This window comes from Citrobacter sp. NCU1 (assembly GCF_010231475.1).
In the GTDB taxonomy this organism is placed as follows: Bacteria; Pseudomonadota; Gammaproteobacteria; order Enterobacterales; family Enterobacteriaceae; genus Citrobacter_D.
On record NZ_NRDO01000034.1, the window covers coordinates 65,325 to 80,651 of the forward strand.

The following is a 15,327-nucleotide window of genomic DNA, read 5'->3' on the forward strand; positions in this document are numbered from 1 at the left end:
TCAGACTCCCCATTTCGGGATCGGATGGTCGCCCATAGAAATGCAGACGTTCTTCATTTCGGCGAACACCTCAAAGCTGTATTCCCCGCCCTCACGCCCGGTGCCGGAGGCTTTTACGCCGCCAAACGGCTGGCGCAGGTCGCGCACGTTCTGGGTATTCACAAACACCATGCCGGCTTCGATATTGCGCGCCAGGCGCAGTACTTTGCTGACATCCTGGGTCCAGATATAAGAGGCAAGGCCGTACTCCACGTCGTTGGCCAGACGCAGACCTTCCGCCTCGTCTTTGAACGGCAGCAGACACGCGACCGGCCCGAAGATCTCTTCCTGCGCCACGCGCATCCGGTTGTTGACGTCTGCCAGCACCGTCGGGCGCAGGAAGTTACCGTTTCTGAGATGCGCAGGCAGATCGGTCGGTTTGTCCGGACCGCCTGCCAGCAGGGTTGCCCCTTCTTCAATGCCGAGGCGGATATAACCGGAGACTTTTTCCCAGTGCTGCTGGCTAATCAGCGCGCCGACCTGGGTGTTGGGATCGTTCGGATCGCCCACGCGCAGGCGGTTGGCGCGTTCGGCAAAACGTTTGACGAATTCCGGGTAGATACTCTGCTGAATAAAGATGCGTGAACCGGCGGTGCAGCGTTCGCCGTTGATCGAGAAGATGGTGAACAGGGCGGCGTCCAGTGCGCGCTCAATGTCGGCATCTTCAAAAATCAGCACCGGCGATTTGCCGCCCAGCTCCATCGAATATTTCTTCAGTCCGGCGTTTTTCATGATGTTGCGCCCGGTGGCGGTGCCGCCGGTAAACGACACGGCACGCACATCGTGATGGCGCACCAGCGCGTCACCTGCACTGGCACCATAACCCTGCACCACGTTCAGCACACCCGCCGGAATGCCCGCTTCCAGCGCCAGTTCGCCCAGACGGTCGGCGGTCAGCGGCGACAGTTCAGACATCTTCAGCACCGCCGTGTTACCCAGCGCCAGGCATGGCGCAACCTTCCAGGTGGCGGTCATAAACGGCACGTTCCACGGCGACACCAACGCGCAAACGCCCACCGGCTGCACCAGTGTGTAGTTGAGCATCTTGTCGTCGACCGGGTAGGTCTTACCGTTCATCTGCTGGCAGACTTCGGCGAAAAATTCGAAGTTGTGGGAGGCGCGCGGGATCAGCACGTTTTTGGTCTGATGGATTGGCAAACCGGTGTCGGCGGTTTCCATCGCGGCGATCTCCGGCACGTTTTGATCGATCAGATCCCCGAGACGGCGCATCAGGCGCGCACGCTCTTTCATCGGCAGATTCGCCCATTTCGGGAACGCCTCTTTCGCTGCCGCCACGGCCTGGTTGATCTCCGCTTCACCGCCGGAGGCCACTTCCGCCAGCACGTCGCCGCTCGCGGGATTGGTGGTGTGGAAATAGTCGGTGCCTGCAACGTTTTTGCCGTTGATCCAATGGTTTATTTTTTTCATTTCGTGGTTTCCTCACTCACAATTCGGTTGACCAGCCGACCCACGCCTTCCACTTCCACGACGACTTCATCACCCGGCACCACGTCGGAAAGCCCCTTTGGCGTGCCAGTGGCGATCATGTCGCCCGGTTGCAGGGTCATAAATTCGCTTAGATAAGCGATCAAATACGGGATGTTGAAGATCAGATCGGCAGTGGTGCCTTGCTGGCGCAATTCGCCGTTGACGAAGGTGCGTAGGGCTAAGTTGTGCGGGTCCGGGATCGCGGCTTTATCAACGATCCACGGCGCAATCGGGGTCAGACCGTCGCGGCTTTTCACTCGCAGGTTGGGGCGGTAGTAGTTTTCCAGGTAGTCGCGGATGGCGTAGTCGTTACAGATCGTGTAGCCCGCGACATAGTCCATCGCGTCGGCTTCGGTTACGTTGCGCGCGGTTTTGCCGATCACCACCACCAGTTCTGCTTCGTAGTGCATGTACTCGATGTTGTCCGGGCGCACCGAGGTCTGGTTATCGCCGTTAAAAGTGTTCGGCGCTTTGATAAACACCAGCGGCTCTTCCGGCGGTTTGAAGTCCAGTTCACTGGCGTGGTCGGCGTAGTTCAACCCCAGCGCGAACAGGGTGCCGTTAGGGTGCGCAAGCGCAGGGCGGGTTTTGACTTCCGTGATGTCGCGCGCGTTCACCACCGGGTTTTCCAGCGGCGGGAAACCGTCTGCCAGAATCCGCACCTGGTCGCCGGGATGAATGTCCGCGCGAGCGTGCGGGGTGCCGATCAAAATAGCGTCGCCTGGGTTGAGGGTGGCGAATTCGCTGAGTGCGCTGAGCAGTTCGGCCGCGCTGCGTTGCAGGTCGGCGGTGTTCCAGCGGTCGGCTTCGCGACCGTTGATTTCGGTGATAATCGTCAGGTTATCGACGTTTTTCAGCGCCACTGTTTCGCCCATCGGGCAGAAACCGTCGCGGCATTTTGCTTTGATGGCCGGGCGGTAGAAGCTCTCTTCCGGCAGACTAACCTCGTTGGCCAGTGCGTAACCGGCGATATAGTTTTTCGCCTCTGCAACTGAAACGTTACGGGCTGTTTTGCCAACCACCAGCGCGATCGTCGCACCGCTTTGCACCGTCTCGCCCTGTGGATGAGGGATGGCCTCACCGTGACGAATCACGGTGTTTTGCGGTTTGATAAACCAGACAGCCGTCTTCGGCGGCGCTTTATACGGGGCCTGCGTAAACGCGTCGCGCCAGGCATCAAGCTGGCTGCGATGGTTTAACGCGACGGCAAAAACAGTACCTTTCATACACAAACTCCTCAGGGTGAAATACCACACTGTGATTTCATTAATATATTAATGATTTGGTTGTATGCTTTTGCTGCGCGATTGGCAAATGGAAGTGAAATATTTGTGATATCAATAACAATAAATTTACATATGAAATTTAATGTTTATACTTATCATGTGATTAAGAAAATGGTGTGATTTCTGTTAGACTTTTTCGCCTAAAACGGGTTGTTTATAAAAGCATCAAATATGAATTGTTTATCTGTTAATGATTTTTCCAGGGGAAGACCATGCATGACTCTTTAACCATTGCGCTGTTGCAGGCGCGAGAAGCGGCAATGTCTTACTTTCGGCCCATTGTGAAGCAACATAATCTGACGGAACAGCAGTGGCGCATCGTGCGTGTGCTGGCGGAATATCCGTCGATCGACTTTCACGAGCTGGCGTTTCGTACCTGTATTTTGCGCCCGAGCCTGACCGGCATTTTGACGCGGATGGAACGCGATGGACTGGTCCTGCGTTTAAAACCGGTGAATGACCAGAGAAAGCTGTATGTGTCGCTGACGAAAGCGGGCAATGCGCTGTATGAACATGCGCAGTCGCAGGTGGAAGAGGCGTACCGGCAAATTGAAGCGGAATACACGTCAGAGAAGATGCGACAACTGACGGCGCTGTTGGGCGAGTTTATCGCGCTCGGCAATCGCCATATTGCCGAACGCGGGGAAGAAGAGTAACTACGCGTCCGGGTTTGCCAGATGGATAAGCGTTTCGGTTCTGGCTGGGGAAAGCGGTTCACGGGGTTGCGGGAGCGGCCAGTGATAGAGCCAGCGGGCGCTGGTGGCGCAGGTTTTTCCCTGACAGGCGCCCATCCCGCAGCGTGACGCCAGCTTTGCGGTTTGCCAGTTCTTCGCGTCGGCAACGTCGCCACAGCGAACATCTTCACAGCGGCAGAGTAATGTCTGCGGTGTAACGACCTCTTTGAGCGTGTCGGGCAGGGCGAACGTGGCATTGAGCGCGTTGGCAAAACGTTGCCAGTGGTCGCGTTTTTTGAGCGCTTTAGCCGCGCGGTCCGCACAATCCGCCGCAACATATCCGGCAATTTCCCCTTCCGCCAACGCCAGTTCGCTACCGCCAAACCCCGTACACTCACCGGCGGCGAAAATATCCGGCTGACTGGTGCGTTGTTGCGCATCCACGGTGATGGCATTGTCTGCCGTCGCACAGCCAAAAATCAGCGCCGGTTCGAGGTTGGGTACCAGGCCATAGCCAATGGCCAGGCGGTCACAGGCGATTTCGCGGATTTTACCGTGTTGACGCACGGTGACGGCCCGCAGCGTCTCGTCGCCCTGCGCCTGCGTGACCTGGCTTGCCATGCAGTAATGCACTGGCGCGATGCCGAAAAGTTGACGCAGTTTGGCTGGCCAGCGCCACAGTCCCATCGCAAAACGAACCAGCGCAGTACGTGGTGCCTGCTCCACGATCGCGACAACCTGACCGCCCGCTTTACGTACCGTATCGGCAACTGCCAGCAACAGCGGGCCGCTACCGGCAATGACCACCCGTTCACCGTTGAGCGGTAAACCATACTTGATTTGCGCCTGCAAACCGCCAGCGCCGGTGACGCCAGGCAGCGTCCAGCCGGGAAAGGGCAGTGACAGCTCGCGCGCGCCGCAGCATAAAATGAGCCGCTGCCAGTGGACAATCCCGCAACTTTCTGCGGTTTCAAACAGTACGCTGTGTGAGGAGGGACGGGCGATCAGACGGGCGGCGGGCAAATGGGTGATCCGCGAGTCGCTATCGACGGCGTCACGGTAGTGTCTGGCCAGCGGCGGGAGCGCAACCTGTGGCCCGTCGCGCCAGATTTGCCCGCCGGGGCGCGGATTATCATCCAGGATTACCACCTGCTTGCCGCTTTGCGCTGCCGCCAGCGCTGCCGCCAGCCCGGCAGGACCGGCGCCAAGGATCAAAATGTCACAATGCAGTGTGCGCATGGTCGCTCCTTTCTATTTTCATCTCCGGCTGGCAAATCGCCTGGCAGGCCAGTACCCGGTGTCCATTCACCGTGACGCGACACTCCTGACAGACGCCCATTCCACAAAACGGGGCGCGTGGGCTGTTGTGAACCGAGCGGCGCGTCACGGGGTTGCCGCTGATCGCCAGCGCGGCCGCGACGCTGATGTCCGCCGGAACCTGGCAGGGCTGACCGTCAATAAACAACGTGATGATTTTCATGCGCTGGCCTCCTGGCGGATCAGGCGTGCGGGCAGCCAGGCGTCTGGCGCAAAAGCAGGGCGTTCGCCGAGGATCTGTGCGCAGAGCAGCTCGGCGGTTGCCGGTGCGGTGGTCACGCCCAGCCCTTCATGACCGAGCGCCAGCCAGACGCCAGGTCGGGAAGGATGTGGGCCAATCAGCGGATTGCCGTCTGCGGAGGCGGCGCGAAAACCGCTCCAGCAACGGATGATATTCACACTGGCGATGGCCGGTAAAAAATGGCGTGCGCGCTGTAACATCGTCGCCAGCAGCGGCAGATCCAGCTCACGGTCGAGGGTATCGAACTGGCGTGATGAACCAATCAACCACTGTCCGGTAGGGCGCGGCTGCACATTAAACGCCACCGAGGTTCCACCGGCGTGGGCGCTGGCGCCGTAACCCAGTTCCACCAGTTGATGGTTCAGTGTGGCGCTGTAACGATCGGTAATAGCCAGTTGGCCTTTCTTGGGACGCAGCCAGTTTTCCTGCAACAGCGTATTTGCGCCTAAACCGCAGGCGACCACAATCGCGCGCGCCCGCAGACGTTTGCCGCTTTCCAGCACCACCTGGGGCGCGTCTATCGAGATGGCTCCCTCGTTGACACAGGTGATGGCCTGCGCCGCATCGTCAATAAACCAGCGTGCCACATTGGGGGCGTAAACAATGCCATCGCCCGGCACCCACAAGCCTCCCGCCAGATTCGGCGTCAGCAGCGGTTCGCGGGCGGCAACCTGCGCGCGGGTCTGCATTTCGCTGACGACCTCGTACGCTGCCATGCGCTGTTGTTTTTCTTGCGCCAGGGCCAGTTCCTGTTCGTTTTCCGCCAGCCATAACGTTCCGCAGCCACGCCAGGCGCAGGTTTGCGGCATTCGTGGCGTGAGTTCCCGCCAGCGCGCCAGCGACCAGGCCGACAGCGTTAGTTCGGCGGGATCGTCATCCATACAGACCAGATGTCCCATTCCGGCGGCGGTTGCGCCGACGTGCCCGTCGTCAATGAGGGTGACGCGTTGCCCGCGTTTCGCCAGTTGCCAGGCACAGGCTGCGCCCACTATCCCGGCACCGATGACAATGACGTCGCTTTCTGTCACAGCGTGATCCCCCAGCAGAAAGGATCGTCTGGATTGAGGATCAAGCGGTTGTCACCGCACACCCACGCTTCACCGCGGATGGTGGGGATTATCTGAGCGCCAGCGCGGGCATAGTGGGCGGTAAACTGGCTGCCGATAATGCTCGCCTGTCGCCAGATTTCTCCGGGTTGCAATTTGCCGTCATCGGCAAGGCAGGCCAGTTTGGCGCTGGTGCCGGTGCCGCACGGCGAACGATCCCACGCTTTTCCTGGACAGAGGACAAAGCTGCGGCTGTCGGCACGATCGTCACTGGCAAACAACTCGATATGATCGATAACACCGCCATTTTCACCGCAGATCCCTGCCGCATCCAGTCCTTCACGGATGGCCCACGCATAATCGGTGAGGGCGGGGATCTGCGCTGGCGTGATATCAAAGGGATGATCGTTGACGAGGAAAAACCAGTTACCGCCCCAGGCGATATCGCCGCTGACGGCACCGTGTTGGGTGTTCACGCTGACCTGTTTACGCCAGCGATATGACGGCACGTTTTCGACTGAAACGCTACCGTCGTCGTGGAGGGTGGCGGTGACATCGCCCACCGGAGTTTCAATGCGGTGTTGACCGGGTTTAATGTGCCCAAGCCAGGCCAGAGAGGCAATCAGCCCTATTGTGCCGTGACCACACATATTCAGGAATCCGGCGTTGTTGAAAAAGATAACCCCGGCGGTGGCCTCGGGGGAAACGGGTTCGCACAGCAGCGCGCCGACCAGCACATCATTTCCGCGAGGCTCCAGGATGATGGCTTTGCGCCACGCATCGTACTCTTTAGCAAAGCGTTCCCGACGCTGCGCCATCGTGCCATTACCGAGATCCGGAAAACCCGCAACCACCAGACGCGTCGGTTCGCCGCCGGTATGTGAATCAATCACCCTGAGTTCGCTTTCCTGCTGTGTCGTTGCCATGAGATCTCCGAAACGTTAAGTGTTTGTTGCTAAATGCTGGCGCAACCTCTGCGTTCCGGCTTGACTGCTTTCATCACCTGAGATGACGAAATCGGCACAGTGCATCAGTGGGTTTTTGCATGGTGAGTATAATTATTGCTTATTAATCAATTTATTATTTATGTGGTAAACCAAAAGATGTCTCTGCGCCAGTGCGTGAATCAGGGGAAGTTGTAAACCACTGGCAGGATCGCAAAACGCGCGATCGGCGCTTGATTGGTTAATAAAAAGTTAATAAATATCCCTCGTCACTTATTGTGAGGAAGCGTTATGTCCTGTGTTTCTGACGACGTGTCGGGGAAAGCCCCGGCGCAAGAAGTGGGGCTGGAGGTGGGTGAACTCAGCCAGATATGCGAAGGGCTGGCCCGCCAGCGCCCGGAAAACATTCAGACCTTGCTGAATGCGATGGCGCTGATTGCGCCATTGCTCAACGCCATTCCCAACGTGGTCTTTTTTATCAAAGACGTGCAGGCAAGATACCTGCTGGTGAATATGACGCTGGCCCGTCGTTGCGGGTTCAAGAATGTGGTTTCGTTGCTGGGAAAAACCTCGGCGGATGTGTTTCCTTCTGCGCTGGGACAGGGCTATACCGAGCAGGATCTGCGGGTTCTGCGCGACGGTGTGACGCTGCGCGATCAGCTGGAGATGCATCTGTATAACGGTCGCGAGCGGGGCTGGTGTCTGACGCAAAAGCTGGCGCTGCGCGATATTCAGGGGCGGGTGATCGGGATGGCCGGGATCTCCCACGATCTGCTGGAGACACAGGCGCGTCATCCTGCATGGCAGAGGCTGGCGATCGTGGATGATCATATCCGCAAGCACTACCACCGCCCGATCGCAATGGAAGAATTGACCATGCTGAGCGGGATGTCGGTGGCGCAGATCGAACGCTACTGCAAACGCATTTTTCATCTGACGCCGCGGCAAATGATCCACAAAGTCCGTCTCGAAAAAGCCACCGAGTTACTGGCGGGCACGACGCCCATCACCGATATCGCATTGCAATGCGGCTATACGGATCACAGCGCTTTTAGCCGCCAGTTCAAAGCGATGACCGGCTCCACGCCGCGGGATTTTCGCCTGACGCTGGCAAGCTGATCCCCGGTTTGCCCCCTCCCTCAGGGAAGAGGGGAGAATCGCCACTGTGCTAATTTCGTCATCCTGGCAAAGGAAAACCCACAAGCCGCCGAACGCCTTAGCCGTCAATCTGTCAGTGAATATTCACCATTCATTCACCAATGTTTAACAAATTGACGACAAGGAATCGAAAATGAGCAAAAAAGCTATTCACTGGAGCGGCGTATTTCCGGCAGTCAGCACACAGTTTCGCAGCGATTACTCACTGGATTTAGACGCCACCCATACAGTAATGAAAAACCTGGTCAAAGATGGTGTTTCAGGTCTGGTGGTGTGCGGCAGCGTCGGGGAAAACACCTCGCTGACCACCCAGGAAAAATTACAAATTATCGAAGTGGCAAAAGACGCGGCTGGCGGCCAGATCCCCGTGATTGCCGGGGTGGCGGAATTCACCACCGCCTTTGCCCAGAAGATGGCGAAAGAGGCTGAGAAGGTGGGCGTTGATGGCATTATGGTGATGCCTGCGCTGGTCTACTCTTCAAAACCGCATGAAACTGCCGCCCACTTTCGCAGCGTCGCGACCGCCACCGACCTGCCGATTATGGTCTACAACAACCCACCGATTTACAAAAACGATGTCACGCCAGACATCCTGGCGACCCTCGCCGACTGTGACAACATCGTCTGCTTTAAAGATTCCTCTGGCGATACCCGTCGCTTTATCGATCTGCGTAATGCCGTAGGCGACCGTTTTGTGCTGTTCGCCGGGCTGGACGATGTGGTGGTGGAGAGTATTGCGGTGGGCGCTGAAGGCTGGATCTCCGGGATGTCGAACGCCTTCCCGCGTGAAGGCGAGACGCTGTTTCGTCTGGCCAAACAGCAACGCTACGAAGAGGCGATGGCGCTGTACCGCTGGTTTATGCCGCTGCTGCACCTCGATGCGCGTCCGGATTTGGTGCAGTGCATCAAGCTGTGCGAAGAGTTGCTGGGACGCGGTAGCGCCGTGACCCGTCCGCCGCGCCTGGCGCTGGAAGGTGAAACGCGCGCGCAGGTCGTGGCAGTGGTTGAACAGGCGCTGGCAACCCGTCCACAGCTGCCGGATGTCGGCCTCTGAACGCAGGAGTGAACATGACATTACGACAGACTGAACAGGGCTTGCAGTTTATTGCCGGTCAGCGTGTTGGGGGTGGCGACGCCACCCTGCTCAGCCTGCGCGCCGAAGATGGCGAAGCCACCGGTTATCGTTTCCTGACGGCCACCCGTGAGGAGGCCGCACAGGCGGCGCAGGCGGCAGAACGGGCATTCGCCGTCTATTCGCAGACTACGCCTGAAGCGCGGGCGCGGTTTCTGGAGGCTATCGCCAGTGAACTGGACGCGCTGGGCGAGGCGTTTTTTGCCATCGCGCATCAGGAAACGGCGTTGCCACTGGCGCGTTTGCAGGGTGAGCGGGCGCGTACCAGCGGTCAGTTGCGAATGTTTGCCGGGGTGCTGCGTCGCGGTGATACGCACGGCGTGCGAATTGATACGGCGTTACCAGACCGCCAGCCGTTGCCGCGTCCGGATTTGCGCCAGTATCAGGTGGCGCTCGGACCGGTCGCTGTTTTTGGCGCCAGTAATTTTCCGCTCGCCTTTTCAACCGCCGGAGGCGACACCGCCGCAGCGCTGGCGGCGGGTTGCCCGGTGGTGGTGAAGGCGCATCCAGGTCATATGGCGACCGCGGAATACACCGCGCTGGCTGTGTTGCGCGCGGCAGACGCGTGCGGCATGCCGGCGGGCGTTTTCAACATGCTGTTCGGCACCGATATTGGCGCTGAACTGGTGAGGCATCCGGCGATTCAGGCGGTCGGCTTTACCGGTTCGCTGCGCGGCGGGAAAGCGCTGCAACAACTGGCGCAGCAGCGCCCGCAGCCGATTCCGGTGTTTGCAGAGATGTCTGCCATTAATCCGCTGATTATTCTGCCTCAGGCGCTGGCGAAAAATGCCGTCACGCTTGCCAACGATCTGGTGGCCTCTTTCACGCTGGGTAGCGGTCAGTTTTGTACCAAGCCAGGGCTGATTCTGGTGATGCAGGGAGAAGGAGAGAGCCGTTTCTCCGGGGCGTTAGTGGCGGCGGTGGAGCGTGCTCCGGCGCAAGTAATGCTCAATGCCACGACGCTGGCGCATTACCAGCAAGGCGTCAGCGCGCTGGACGCTCACCCGAATATTCAACGCATTGCAGGCCGCAATGAGAACGTCACCGGACGCGCGCAGGCACGCTTATACAACGCGCCGGCTTCGTTACTGTTGGCGAAAGATCCGCTGTTGCAGGAGGAGGTGTTCGGGCCGCTGGCGGTTGTGGTGAGCGTGGCGGATGAGGCCGAACTGTGCGCCATTTTGCGGGTGATTCAGGGACAGCTCACCGTCACCGTTCATGCCGAAGCGGACGACCGACAACTGGCGGCGCAACTGTTACCGATGCTGAGTGAGAAAGCCGGGCGCGTGCTGTTTAACGGGTATCCCACCGGTGTGGAGGTGTGTGACGCAATGGTACATGGCGGCCCGTGGCCGGCGACCACCGATGCGCGCGGCACGTCGGTAGGCAGCAAAGCCATCGAGCGTTTTCTGCGCCCGGTGTGTTTACAAAACGTCCCTGGCGCGCTGTTGCCGCCTGCCGTGCAGGATGCCAATCCATTAAACCTGCTGCGCCTGGTGAACGGGCAGTGGACCCGGGAAGCGATTTCCCCCTCTGTTAACTGAAGGGCACAATCATGACGATTCACTCTACACCGCAAACTCAGACCCGGGTTGTTGAGTCGGGGAAATTTAAAAAGCAGCTGACGTTAACGGATCTGACGTTTATTGGACTGGGGGCGATTTTTGGCTCTGGCTGGCTGTTTGCCGCCAGCCATGTCGCCTCGATTGCCGGACCTGCCGGCATTGCCTCGTGGGTGATCGGCGGTATCGCCGTGTTACTGCTGGGCATTGTGTATTGTGAGCTGGGCGCGGCGTTGCCGCGTGCCGGGGGCATTATTCGTTATCCGGTGTTTTCTCACGGCGAGTTGATGGGGTATTTGCTTGGCTTTATTACGCTTATCGCGTTTTCCAGCCTGATCTCCATCGAAATCGTCGCGGCGCGTCAGTATGCCGCGGCCTGGTTCCCGGCACTGACGCAGCCCGGTTCCAGCGACCCGACGCTGCTCGGCTGGGTGGTGCAATTCTTGTTGCTCTGCTTTTTCTTTGCGCTGAACTACTACAGCGTCAAAACGTTCGCCCGTTCGAACAACATCATCAGCATATTGAAATTTCTGGTGCCGTTGGTGGTGGTGATCACCCTGTTTGCCTTCTTTAAACCCGAAAACCTGCACGCGCAGGGGATAGCACCGTTTGGTATGTCGGGCGTCGAGGCGGCGATCAGTGCCGGTGGGATTATTTTTGCCTATCTGGGGCTGACGCCGATTATCTCGGTTGCCAGTGAAGTGCAAAACCCGCAGCGAACCATTCCGGTGGCGCTGATTTTGTCGGTGGTGCTGTCGACCATTATCTATGTGCTGCTGCAACTGGCGTTTCTGGGCAGTATCCCGACGGAGATGTTAAATGGCGGCTGGGCGGAAGTCAGTAAGCAGTTCTCTTTGCCGTATCGCGATATCGCCATTACGTTGGGGATGGGCTGGCTGGCATTTATGGTGGTCAGTGACGCGATTGTCTCTCCGAGCGGCACCGGCAATATTTATATGAATGCGACGCCGCGCGTGATTTACGGTTGGGCGAAAGCGGGAACCTTCTTTAAAGCATTTACCCACATTGATAAAGAGTCCGGCATTCCCCGTCCGGCGTTGTGGCTGACGTTTGGTTTATCGATTTTCTGGACGCTGCCGTTCCCGTCATGGGAGCAGTTGATCAGCGTCGTGTCCGCCGCGCTGGTGCTCAGTTACGCCATCGCGCCGGTGACGGCGGCAGGGCTGCGCCGAAATTCACCGGATCTGCCGCGTCCGTTCCGCGTTCGTGCATTTCATATTATCGGCCCACTGTCGTTTGTGATCTCCGCGCTGATTGTCTTTTGGTCCGGCTGGGGAACGCTGTCGTGGTTGTTGGGGCTGCAGATCGTCATGTTCGTTGTTTATGTGTTGTGTAAATCCAAAGTGCCGGTGCATACCGTGAGTCTGGCGCAGCAGGTGAAGTCTTCGCTGTGGCTGGTGGGTTTTTACGCGCTGATTATGCTGTTCTCCTGGTTAGGCAGTTTTGGCGGTACAGGGGTGATTGGCCATCCGTGGGATACGGTGATTGTTGCGGTGATGTCGCTGGGAATTTACTACTGGGGCGAGCGCACTTGTCTACCACAAGCTAACTTTACTGGAGACGAAGAAGAGTAAAGTAGAGGAGAAGGCAATGACAATGGTAAACCTCTCGTTAACAGAGGCTTACTCGCTGGCACTTCAGGTGTTACGCGGGAATGGATTCAGTGAAGAGCATGCCACGGTGGTGGCGCGCAATGTGACCAACGGGGAGCGCGATGGCTGCGCTTCCCACGGTTTATGGCGGTTGCTGGGTATTGTCGATACGTTACGCAAAGGCAAAGTGTCGCCAGACGCGCTGCCGGTCGTGACCGACAACGCCCCGGCGATTGTGAAGGCGGATGCCGGCGGCGCGTTTTCGCTGCTGGCATTTGAACAGGCGTTGCCGTTATTGATTGAGAAAACGCGGCATTGCGGAATTGCTGCGCTGGCTATCAATCGTTGCGTCCATTTTTCGGCGCTGTTTGCCGACATTGAACCGCTAACGGATGCCGGACTGGTGGGCTACGCCTGCACGCCAAGCCACGCCTGGGTCGCGCCTGCCGGGGGCACGCGCCCGCTGTTTGGCACCAACCCGATTGCGTTTGGCTGGCCGCGTGGCGAAAGGCCGCCGTTTATCTTTGATATGGCGACCAGCGCGGCGGCGCGGGGAGAGATCCAGCTTCATTTACGTGCCGGAAAACCGATCCCCGAAGGCTGGGGGATCGACAGCGACGGACAGCCGTCAACCGATCCGCAGGCGGTGCTGGATGGCGCGATGCTGACCTTTGGCGGGCATAAAGGCTCGGCGTTTGCCGCGATGGTCGAACTGTTGGCCGGACCGTTGATTGGTGACATGACCAGTGCGGAGTCGCTGGCCTGGGATAACGGCGCCGGAGGGTTACCTTATGGCGGCGAACTGATCCTGGCATTTGATCCGACACGTTTTCTCGGCCAGGAAGCGCATGTTCATCTGGCGCGGGCGGAAACGTTGTTCGATGCGATGCAGAGTCAGGGGGCACGTTTGCCCGGCGAGCGGCGTTTTGAGGCGCGGGCAAAGGCAGAACAGGAAGGCGTGGTCATTACCCGTACGTTGTACGATGACATCTGCGCGCTCCGGTAGGGTCATCAGGCGGTAGTCTGTCATGGCGTTTTTTGCCAACGTTTTGCGCAAAATACCTGTGACAGACATCGCTATTGCATAAAGTTTTCTCATTCCAGGCCGACAACCAGAGTATCTGTCTAGCGGAATGAGAAAACATGTTAAAACGAATTAAGATTGTGACCAGCTTACTGCTGGTGTTGGCAATATTTGGCCTTTTACAACTGACCTCGGGCGGTTTGTTCTTTAACTCATTGAAAAATGATAAAGAAAACTTCACCGTTCTACAGACCATCCGCCAGCAGCAATCCACGCTGAATTCCAGTTGGGTCGCGCTGCTGCAAACACGTAATACCCTCAACCGGGCGGGTATCCGCTACATGATGGATCAGAACAATATCGGCAGCGGCGCGACCGTTGTCGACCTGATGCAGATTGCAAGCACGTCCCTGAAGCAGGCGGAAAAACACTGGGCCGATTACGAAGCACTGCCGCGCGATCCGCGTCAGAGCGAGGCTGCGGCTGTCGAGATCAAACGTAGCTACGATATCTATCACAATGCGCTGGCGGAACTGATCCAGTTGCTGGGCGCGGGTAAGATCAATGAGTTCTTTGATCAACCGACGCAGGGTTATCAGGACGGTTTTGAAAAACCGTATATGGCCTATATGCAGCAGAACGATCACCTGTATGACATTGCGGTCGAAGACAACAATAGCTCCTATAGCCAGGCGATGTGGGTGCTGGTCAGCGTGTTGATCGCGGTGATGCTGGTGATTGTCGCCGTCTGGTTCGGCATTAAACTCTCTTTAATCGAACCCATGAACCGCCTGATCGAAAGCATTCGTCATATCGCCGGGGGCGATCTGGTGAAGCGTATTGATGTGGAAGGTTCTAACGAAATGGGGCAACTGGCAGAAAGCCTGCGCCACATGCAGGGTGAACTGGTGCGCACCGTCGGCGATGTGCGTAATGGCGCTAACGCAATTTACAGTGGCGCCAGCGAAATCGCGATGGGCAACAACGATCTTTCTTCCCGTACCGAACAGCAGGCCGCCTCTCTGGAAGAGACCGCTGCCAGTATGGAAGAGCTGACAGCCACCGTGAAACAGAACGCCGAGAACGCGCGTCAGGCCAGCCATCTGGCGCTGAGTGCCTCAGAAACCGCGCAGAAGGGCGGTAAAGTGGTGGATAACGTGGTGCAAACCATGCGTGATATCGCCTCCAGTTCACAGAAAATTGCCGATATTATCAGCGTGATCGACGGTATTGCTTTCCAGACTAACATCCTGGCGTTGAACGCAGCGGTAGAAGCGGCGCGTGCAGGGGAACAGGGACGCGGTTTTGCGGTGGTTGCCGGAGAAGTGCGTAATCTGGCGCAACGCAGTGCGCAAGCCGCGCGTGAGATTAAGAGCCTGATTGAAGATTCCGTAAGCCGTGTTGATGTCGGTTCAACGCTGGTCGAAAGCGCGGGCGAAACCATGGATGAGATTGTTAACGCGGTGACCCGCGTGACCGATATCATGGGTGAAATCGCCTCTGCGTCTGATGAGCAGAGTCGCGGCATTGACCAGGTGGGTCTGGCCGTCGCGGAGATGGATCGCGTGACGCAGCAGAACGCTTCGTTGGTAGAAGAGTCCGCCGCTGCCGCTGCCGCGCTGGAGGAGCAGGCCAGTCGTCTGACCCAGGCCGTCTCCGTCTTCCGTATTCAGCAGGAACAACAGCGTTCTCGTGACGTGATCGCCGCGAAAAGCGCTTCTGCGCCGGTAGTGCCGCGCAAAGTCGCTGCTACCGATGCCGGTGAGAACTGGGAAACGTTTTAATCGTGCGTTGATGCGCCCT

General features: G+C 58.1%; 13 protein-coding genes. 7 read left to right on the forward strand and 6 right to left on the reverse strand.

Going from position 1 to position 15,327, the window contains the following annotated elements; translation table 11 throughout:
* Both hpaE and hpaG read right to left on the reverse strand, forming a co-directional pair.
* Positions 1-1,467: a 5-carboxymethyl-2-hydroxymuconate semialdehyde dehydrogenase gene (gene hpaE, locus CJP72_RS10260; protein ID WP_162380759.1), complete on the reverse strand. Its 1,467-nt coding sequence runs from the start codon at positions 1,465-1,467 to the stop codon at positions 1-3.
* Positions 1,464-2,753 carry a 4-hydroxyphenylacetate degradation bifunctional isomerase/decarboxylase gene (gene hpaG / locus CJP72_RS10265; protein WP_162380760.1) on the reverse strand — a complete coding sequence of 430 codons (1,290 nt, stop codon included), beginning with the start codon at positions 2,751-2,753 and terminating at the stop codon, positions 1,464-1,466. The genes hpaE and hpaG overlap by 4 nt, the downstream gene beginning before the upstream one ends.
* Positions 2,754-3,025: 272 nt before the next feature.
* On the opposite strand from hpaG, the gene hpaR reads away from it, so the two are divergent.
* Positions 3,026-3,469, forward strand: a complete 444-nt coding sequence (hpaR, locus tag CJP72_RS10270; protein ID WP_162380761.1) for a homoprotocatechuate degradation operon regulator HpaR — start codon at positions 3,026-3,028, stop codon at positions 3,467-3,469.
* Here hpaR and CJP72_RS10275 read toward each other — a convergent pair whose 3' ends face one another.
* From CJP72_RS10275 to CJP72_RS10290, 4 genes are read right to left on the reverse strand one after another with little or no spacing between them, the layout of a single operon-like run.
* Positions 3,470-4,726: an NAD(P)/FAD-dependent oxidoreductase gene (locus tag CJP72_RS10275; RefSeq protein WP_162380762.1), complete on the reverse strand. Its 1,257-nt coding sequence runs from the start codon at positions 4,724-4,726 to the stop codon at positions 3,470-3,472.
* Complete coding sequence (locus CJP72_RS10280; protein ID WP_162380763.1) at positions 4,707-4,967, reverse strand: (2Fe-2S)-binding protein; 261 nt, start codon at positions 4,965-4,967, stop codon at positions 4,707-4,709. Before CJP72_RS10280 ends, CJP72_RS10275 begins: the two co-directional genes overlap by 20 nt.
* Positions 4,964-6,073, reverse strand: coding sequence for an FAD-dependent oxidoreductase (locus tag CJP72_RS10285; RefSeq protein ID WP_162380764.1), 1,110 nt, complete (start codon positions 6,071-6,073; stop codon positions 4,964-4,966). Before CJP72_RS10285 ends, CJP72_RS10280 begins: the two co-directional genes overlap by 4 nt.
* On the reverse strand, positions 6,070-7,017 hold the full coding sequence (locus CJP72_RS10290; protein WP_162380765.1) for a 4-hydroxyproline epimerase: 948 nt from the start codon (positions 7,015-7,017) through the stop codon (positions 6,070-6,072). Before CJP72_RS10290 ends, CJP72_RS10285 begins: the two co-directional genes overlap by 4 nt.
* Positions 7,018-7,326: 309 nt before the next feature.
* On the opposite strand from CJP72_RS10290, the gene CJP72_RS10295 reads away from it, so the two are divergent.
* The 6 genes from CJP72_RS10295 to tsr all read left to right on the forward strand — a co-directional run bounded on the left by CJP72_RS10295 (position 7,327) and on the right by tsr (position 15,308).
* Positions 7,327-8,154 carry an AraC family transcriptional regulator gene (locus CJP72_RS10295; protein WP_193568675.1) on the forward strand — a complete coding sequence of 276 codons (828 nt, stop codon included), beginning with the start codon at positions 7,327-7,329 and terminating at the stop codon, positions 8,152-8,154.
* A 172-nt stretch (positions 8,155-8,326) separates the two neighbouring features.
* A complete protein-coding gene (locus CJP72_RS10300) occupies positions 8,327-9,247 on the forward strand; it encodes a dihydrodipicolinate synthase family protein (RefSeq protein WP_162380766.1) in 921 nt (306 codons plus the stop codon).
* Positions 9,248-9,261: 14 nt separating this feature from the next.
* Positions 9,262-10,869: an aldehyde dehydrogenase (NADP(+)) gene (locus CJP72_RS10305; protein WP_162380767.1), complete on the forward strand. Its 1,608-nt coding sequence runs from the start codon at positions 9,262-9,264 to the stop codon at positions 10,867-10,869.
* 11 nt (positions 10,870-10,880) lie between these two features.
* On the forward strand, positions 10,881-12,482 hold the full coding sequence (locus tag CJP72_RS10310; RefSeq protein WP_162380768.1) for an APC family permease: 1,602 nt from the start codon (positions 10,881-10,883) through the stop codon (positions 12,480-12,482).
* 16 nt (positions 12,483-12,498) lie between these two features.
* Positions 12,499-13,506: an Ldh family oxidoreductase gene (locus CJP72_RS10315; RefSeq protein ID WP_162380769.1), complete on the forward strand. Its 1,008-nt coding sequence runs from the start codon at positions 12,499-12,501 to the stop codon at positions 13,504-13,506.
* A 137-nt stretch (positions 13,507-13,643) separates the two neighbouring features.
* Entirely contained in the window at positions 13,644-15,308 is a 1,665-nt protein-coding gene (tsr, locus tag CJP72_RS10320) for a methyl-accepting chemotaxis protein (RefSeq protein WP_162380770.1), read from the forward strand.
* The last annotated feature ends 19 nt before the right edge of the window (positions 15,309-15,327 follow it).